Source organism: Vibrio sp. VPAP30, assembly GCF_001188205.1.
Classification (GTDB): domain Bacteria; phylum Pseudomonadota; class Gammaproteobacteria; order Enterobacterales; family Vibrionaceae; genus Vibrio; species Vibrio bivalvicida.
This window is the reverse complement of the sequence record NZ_LBLS01000012.1, coordinates 1-4285: the sequence shown is the minus strand read 5'-3', so window position 1 is coordinate 4285 and position 4285 is coordinate 1. Positions and strand designations below refer to the sequence as shown.

Annotated in this window: 3 protein-coding genes; all 3 read right to left on the bottom strand. The window is 41.1% G+C overall.

Features of this window, described 5'->3' with window-relative positions; all coding sequences use genetic code 11:
• Nucleotides 1-122: 122 nt before the first annotated feature.
• The 3 genes from ZX61_RS01905 to ZX61_RS24635 all read right to left on the bottom strand — a co-directional run bounded on the left by ZX61_RS01905 (nucleotide 123) and on the right by ZX61_RS24635 (nucleotide 3220).
• Complete coding sequence (locus ZX61_RS01905; RefSeq protein WP_049843031.1) at nucleotides 123-620, bottom strand: hypothetical protein; 498 nt, start codon at nucleotides 618-620, stop codon at nucleotides 123-125.
• Between the two features lie 1626 nt (nucleotides 621-2246).
• Nucleotides 2247-3029 (bottom strand): SH3 domain-containing protein, encoded by a 783-nt coding sequence (locus tag ZX61_RS01900; protein ID WP_049843030.1) that lies wholly within the window; start codon nucleotides 3027-3029, stop codon nucleotides 2247-2249.
• A gap of 62 nt (nucleotides 3030-3091) precedes the next feature.
• Nucleotides 3092-3220 (bottom strand): hypothetical protein, encoded by a 129-nt coding sequence (locus tag ZX61_RS24635; protein WP_268808133.1) that lies wholly within the window; start codon nucleotides 3218-3220, stop codon nucleotides 3092-3094.
• Nucleotides 3221-4285: the final 1065 nt, after the last annotated feature.

Here is a 4285-nt window from a genome sequence, read left to right as displayed (position 1 = left end):
GAAGCTCTGCAATGAAATTGCACACAAATTAAATACGCGCCCACGCAAAAGACTTGGGTATAGGACACCAACGGAGTATATTCATGCGCATCTGTAGCAAGTGTCGCACTTCAAACTTGATACTAAGCCTGTTCTTCAATTAACCTGTTGATTTTTGGTTGTAAAAACCAGACTCCTATTGGTGAAAACCAAAAAAGAAAGAATGGACCACAATATTCAAAAAAACCAACTTTTTCCTGTTTGATTGAGACTACCAATTGTTTAGCAGAAAAAAGCATCGCGTAAAAAATACAAACCATTGACAGTAAATGGATGGGCACAATCCACGGTGAAATACTCACATTTTGGACGACTAAAATCGAAAATAATACGGAGTAAACAATCGGAATAGATAGAGCAACTTTCAATTTTGTAGTGCTTTTTTGCAAACCGTCAGGTACTAAACTATTGGCTTTTTTCCCGACACTATAAATCCAACCTAAAAGCACTGACATCCAAAAGAACCAAGTTACAAAAAACAAAGCTAAGCTTGGGGTTGTTCCGACGATCGAAGGCAATATCATAGGTGCAATAATTAGCAAAAACATCTGCCACGATTTTAATTTCAGTAGTATTTCCATAAATTACAATTTCCTTGAAAGGTATAACGCCCTGCTAAGTGGCTGACAACGCAAACCACGATACTTAAACTAACCACCGTAACCACTATACCTGATTTAGAACTAAAAGTGCCCCGCGTTGACAGTCCGTCTTAAGCAGATTGTTAGCTGCTACGAAGAAGGTTGAGTTTTTCACCCAAGCGCCTAATTTGAAATACATTATTGTTTTCAAATGACAATGTAAATTGGACAGATCAAAACCCCAAATACAGTTGCTAGAACATGCTTGGCAGAGAATGCTTTCGAAGAAACTAACAGCCCAGTACACGAAACGGATTTCGCTGCGGAAAAGTTTCGACACCCTAGAAACCACAACAAAGAACTAAACAAACACACCACTTCAGTAAGCTGACTTTGGTTGATTCAACCACTTTTCGAACAGCGCCACTGGCGAGATAGTTTGTTCCTGAGGACTATCAAGTGTGAAGCTAGAGCCCCGTATGCATGAGCACTTAAGCCCTTAGTTTCTTTAAATACTAGCTAACGCCCTGCTAAGTGGCTAGCAACGCAAACCACGATACTTAAACTAGGCACCGTAAACACTTTACCAAATTAGAACCAAATTTGCCGAGCGTTGATAGTCCGTCTTAAGCAGTTTGTTAGCTGCTACGCAGAAGGTTGCGATTTTCACCCAAGTTCCTAATTTGAAGTACATTATTGATTTTGAATGACAATGTACATAAGACAGCTCTCAAACTAAAACACAATTGATGAAGCAGGCTTGCCAGAGAATGCTATCGAAGAAACTAACTGCCCTGTGCGCGAAACGGATTTAGCTGTGGCAAAGTTTCAACACCCTAGAAACCACAACAAAGAACTAAGCAAGCACACCACTTCAGTAAGCTGACTTTGGTTGATTCAACCACTTTACGAACAGTGCCACTGGCGAGATAGTTTGTACCTAAGGACTATCAAGTGTGAAGCTAAAGCCCCGTATGCATGAGCACTTAAGCCCTTAGTTTCTTTAAATTCTAGCTAACGCTGTGTTAAGTGGTGAGCAACGCACCACGACACTTAATAAAGCCACCTTAATCACTGCACTAAAATTTGCAACCAAAACCGCCGAGCGTTGAGAATCCAGCTTGAACACTTTGTTAATAAAGTACTTTTCGCACGCTCTACACCCAAACAAACCACCGAACTCAACAGTACAAACCAACCAGGTTTTTATTGGCTACTGACCCACTTCCCTTTCCAGAAACCAACTTTGAGCAAGTAGCCAAACCAAAGTAACAGAGAACAGGCCACCCACTGCAGTCACGGACAGTTAATTGCCACAACGATGAACGTTTGAGAGCGAAGATGGTTGCTGGCATATTAGCGTTTTCGATGATTTCAAATGGCATTTTCACCAAAGAAACTACGGCACAGGAAGCGCGCTAGAGAACGAGAATTTGTGCGGAGAAAGGTGCAGCCAATGAAAGACTACATACCCTAAAAACTATTCGTTAACAGTAGCTTATTAACGCCCGCTTAAGTGGTGAGCAACGCACCACAATACTCAACCATTACACCGTAAATACAAAAGCCAAATCAAACTAAAACCGCCGAGCGTTGCGAATCCGTCTTAAAGCGTTTGTTAAATTGCTATTCTTCCGCGATCACTGGAAGTAGGAATGAACTCTCTACCCAACCAGATACCATTTTATTGGATAGGTGGTCAAAATACTCAACATTAACCCATAGACCCGACGTCTTTAGCCCTGACACTTTCAATTTTGCTGGCAGCAGTTCGATCACATCTGAATTTACTGTTGGCTCCACACGTAAATTTAGATTTGTTTTGACTACAAAATGATGCTCAATTGGAGAGCGTTCTATCTCAGTAACCACAGACGTTAGAGCTGTCTCTAAAGTATTGATTCGTGATAGTAATTCTTGCTCGAACTTTGACGATGAATATGTGGTGTAAACGACAATCATTAGAGTAACTAAGTGATTAAGGTAAAACTCTAAGCCAAGACGACCTTTCGGCAAGGTCTCTGTCCTATCAACGCTTTGTTCAATAACATAATCAAGTTCTGAGCTATCAACAACCTCTGCATTAACCTCGTTGTCATCATCGAACTCATAACTAATAACGGAATACTTATTAGCAATTGAGATTGCTCGCAGTAAGGACTCGTTCTGCTCAAATAAAATTCGATTACTATGAAATACAGGATTACTTTCGAGCTGGTGTAAGTGCTTGAAATTCAGCCCAGCCTGTCGGATTACTTTAAATACCGGGTCATTAAAATGTTTGAATAATCCCTTGGGTAAAGAGCGCTCTATCTGTTCAGCCATGCGGAAAGCAGGGTTATCTTGTAATTGTCGAATCGCTCTCATCGTTGGGTTATTAAAAAATTTATCTAGTTCTTCTAATGTCACGATATTCTCCTGCAATTTAACGCCCTGCTAAGTGGCTAGCAACGCATTACTCGATACTTAAACTAACCACCGTAAACACTTGACCAAACTAGAACCAAAATTGCCGAGCGTTGATAGTCCGTCTTAAGCAGTTTGTTAGCTGCTACGAAGAAGGTTGCATTTTTCACCCAAGTGCCTAATTTGAAATACATTATTGCTTTCAAATGACAATGTAAATTGGACAGCTCAAAACCGAAACTTAAATGATGAAACATGCTAGGCAGAGAAAGCTTTCGAAGAAGCCCACTACCAAGTGCGCAAATTAGATTTACCCACGGCAGCATTTCAACATCCAAGAAGCCGCACCAAAGAACTAAACAAACACACCACATCAGTAAGCTGACTTCGGTTGATTCAAACACTTTTCGAACAGTGCCACTGGCGAGATAGTTTGTACCTAAGGACTATCAAGTGTGAAGCTAGAGCCCCGTATGCATGAGCACTTAAGCCCTTAGTTTCTTTAAATTCTAGCTAACGCCCTGCTAAGTGGCTGACAACATAACACAAAACGTAAACAAGCCACCGTAAACACAGAACAAACTTTGAAGTAGACTCGCCGAACGTTGGCAGTCCGTCTTAAGCAGTTTGTTAGCTACTACGATTAAGGTTGAGGTTTTCACCCAAGTGCCTAATTTGAAATACATTATTGGTTTCAGATCATAATGTAAATTGGACAGTTCACAAACCAAAACCCAATTGATGAAATAGGCTTGGGAAAGAATGCTTTCGAAGAAGCCCACGACCAAGTGCGCAAAACAGATTTAGCCACGGCAGCATTTCAATACCCAAGAAGCCGCACCAAAGAACTAAACAAACACACCACTTCAGTAAACTGACTTTGGTTGATTCAACCACTTTTCGAACAGTGCCACTGGCGAGATACTTTGTACCCTAGAAGTTTCAGCTGTAAAATTTGAGCCCAGTTTTCATGAGCACTTAACCCATAGTTTCTTCAAATTCTAGCTAACGCCGCGTTAAGTAGTGAGCAACGCTACCACTGAACCTAACCATACCACCGTAAACACAAAACCCAACCTTGACCTCAGAATGCCAAGCGTTGGGAATCTGTCTTAAACGCTTTGTTATAACCCTTGGATTCAAGTACGAAGTGCGACACCTCTGAACATAAAAACAGTGAGATGCGATAATCATGAAGTTTGCTCCCGCCAAGAAGTAAAAAACATGAGATACACGCACCTCACTGAGAACGAAAGGTA